2 protein-coding genes are annotated in these 2,893 nt (G+C 66.8%); both read left to right on the top strand.

All coding sequences use genetic code 11. The features are described 5' to 3' along the window. Positions 1-149: 149 nt before the first annotated feature. Positions 150-566 carry a GPW/gp25 family protein gene (locus tag AC1DSN_RS20830; protein WP_477296275.1) on the top strand — a complete coding sequence of 139 codons (417 nt, stop codon included), beginning with the start codon at positions 150-152 and terminating at the stop codon, positions 564-566. Positions 567-601: 35 nt separating this feature from the next. Further along, the coding region (locus tag AC1DSN_RS20825; RefSeq protein ID WP_477332615.1) for a baseplate J/gp47 family protein at positions 602-2,893 on the top strand (2,292 nt) is incomplete at its 3' end.

Below are 2,893 nucleotides of genomic sequence, written 5' to 3'. Positions count from 1 at the left end.
ATCATGGCCAGCGCCACCGTGCGCATCAACGGTCGCGGCGCGGCGCGCGCCGGCGATTTCTGCGAGACCTGCCATGACATCCCGCCGGTGGGCCCGCAAGCGCCGATGCCACTGGTCGTCGTGGCCGGCGTCGCGAACGTGCTGATCGGATGAACGCGCGCATGAGCACCATCCGCGGCAATGGCGACGACTTCCTGGGTCGCGGCTGGGCGTTCCCGGTGCGGGTGCAGGGCGGCAGCGTGATGTTCGCGGCGGACGACGAAGACATCCGCCAGGCGATCCTGCTGATCCTTCAGACAGCGCCCGGCGAGCGCGTGATGCTGCCCACGTTCGGATGCCGCATCAACGAGCTGGTGTTCGCCGCTGGCAACGCCTCCAGCCTCAGCCTCGCGCAACTGTATGCGCGCGAGGCGTTGGAACAATGGGAGCCGCGCATCCAGGTCGCCGGCGTGGGGGCCAGCATCGACCCGGCGGCGCCCGACTGCATGCTGATCTCCGTCGACTACGTCGTGCGCGATCGCAACCGGCCAGACAACCTGGTCTATCCGTTTTACCTGAAGAGCTGAGCCCTGGAGCCACGCATGAGCAAATCCGAAACGTTATGAGCGATCCCGCCGCCAACCCCACGCTCGACTTCCGCAGCGCCGACGCCTTCTACCAGCAGACGCTGGAGCTCGCGCGTGCGTACGTGCCGGAGTGGACATCCGTGTGGATGGCGCAGGAGCCGGATGCAAAACAAGTCAATGACGACCCCGGGCTGGCCTTGCTGAAACTGTTCGCCCTCCTGGCGCGCTACATCGGCCAGATGGAGAACCAGATTCCCAACCAGCGGCGACTGGATTTCTTCCGCTTCCTCGGCCTGCAACTGCGTCCACCTCTGGCTGCGCAGGCGCCGCTGAGCTTCGTGTTGCAGCCTCGGCAGGGATCGTTCGACCTGCCCATCGATAGCGCGGTGCTGGACACTCCCACGCAGACGATTCGCTTTCAGACCGACCGCGCACTCACGGTGATGCCGGCCACACTCAGCGCGTTGCTCACCATCGTTCCGGCGCAGGACCGCTACATCAGCGTATTCGACGGCCTGGCCGCCGGACGTTCGATGCCACTGTTCCTGGCCGGTGAGGACGAGGCGCTGGAACTGCCGCTGACGCACTGGTTCATGCTCGGCGATTCAACGCTGTTCAAGCCCGATCCCTCCCTGCAGCGCATCACGGTGGATATCGCCGGCCAGCGGCTACGCGCGGAGTATTTCGAGCGCTGGGCCGACGGCGCACTGCATCCGCTAGCCGCTACGGTGAATGTGTCCGAAGGCGGTATGCAGCTGAGCGCGACCATCCTCCAGCCGCCGACGGCTGGCCCGCTCACGGTGACGCAACTGGAAGCCGGTCTCTACGTCGCCGACGGACGTAGCACAGGTTTCACCGCCGATCCGCGCGCCGACGACCAGCCGCCGCATTACTGGCTACTGACACAGCCTGCACCGCTGGTGCGCGTGGTCGGCGCCATTGCCGAGCAGCTGCCGGTGATCACCAGCCTGCGCTGCACCCTGGCCGGTGACGGCATACCGCCCGAGCAGGCCGCATCGGGACCGGCGTCCTCGGGCGCCGTACAGGTCAACATCCGCAACGGCGCATATCCCTTCGGGCAGACGCCGGAGGTGGAAGACGGTTTCTATGTTCGTAGCGATGCACTGTTAGCGCGCCAGGGCGCGGAAATCTGCCTGAACTTCGCGCTCAGCGAGGTGGCCACCGACTACCCGGTCACCCTGGTYTGGCAATTCTGGGATGGCTCGACCTGGCAGGCGCTCAACGGGACGCCGGCGCAGGTAGCGTCCTACGGCTTCGTCGACACCACTGCCGCGTTGCGCCACGGGAATCCGAATGGCCCGACCTGCGTGCGCTTCCTGTGTCCGGACATCCAGCCCACCACGGTGGCCGGCAACGAAGGGCGCTGGATCCGCGTGGTTATCGCCAGCGGCGGCTACGGCGACATCGGCGGCATCACGACCCAGGGCGTGGCGGCGACCATCGACGCGATTCCCGGCGAGATCCTGCCGGYGGCGAAGAAAGCGGAGGTGATCGACTACCTCACCAGCAAGGAGGGCGTGAACTTCTCCTACACCTACACACCCAGCAGCTACGCCCCGCCGTACATCCAGTCGCTGACGCTGAGCTACACCTACGTGGCCACGCCAAACAGCCTGTGGTCGTACAACGCGTTCGCGTTGAGTCGCTTCCTGTTCCGGCCCTATAAGCCGGTGGCAGGGCGCTACAGCGTCTGCCACCTGGGATTCTCGCCGGAGGACTTCGTTCGCGCGACCGCCGGCGGCACGCTGACGCTGTATTTCCATCTGGTGCGGGAACGGGGGGAAGCCGGTCCGGCGCTGCCGTGGTCGTACTACGACGGTCACGCCTGGCAACCCTTGCCGGTCGACGACGGCACGGCTGGGCTGACCCGCTCGGGCATCGTCAGCTTCGTGCTGCCGGACAACCTGCGGCCAGCGACGCTGTACTCGCAGTCGGCGTGCTGGCTGCGCATCGAGAATCCACGGCCGCGGCAGGACATCCGTGTGTACGGCGTCTATCCCAACACCGTGATGGCCGGCAATCGCACGACCGTGCTGGAGGAAATCCTCGGATCCAGCAACGAGCAGCCGCTACAGACCTTCCAGATCGCCCACGCGCCGGTGCTGGTCGATGTGGCGCTGGACGTCGCCGAACCCGCGGGCATGCAGCCCGACCCGGGCGCCGCTGGCGAGGAGTTGGCACTCACGGTGACACCGTCCTCGACCACGGCCGGCGCCGACACCGTGTTGCGACGCTGGCAACAGGTGCCGACCTTCAGCTTCAGCGGGCCAACCTCGCGCGTGTACACGCTGGATACGGCCACCGGC

The organism is Luteibacter sp. P4_D7_3 (assembly GCF_056401735.1).
This window is presented reverse-complemented; position numbering and strand designations above follow the sequence as displayed.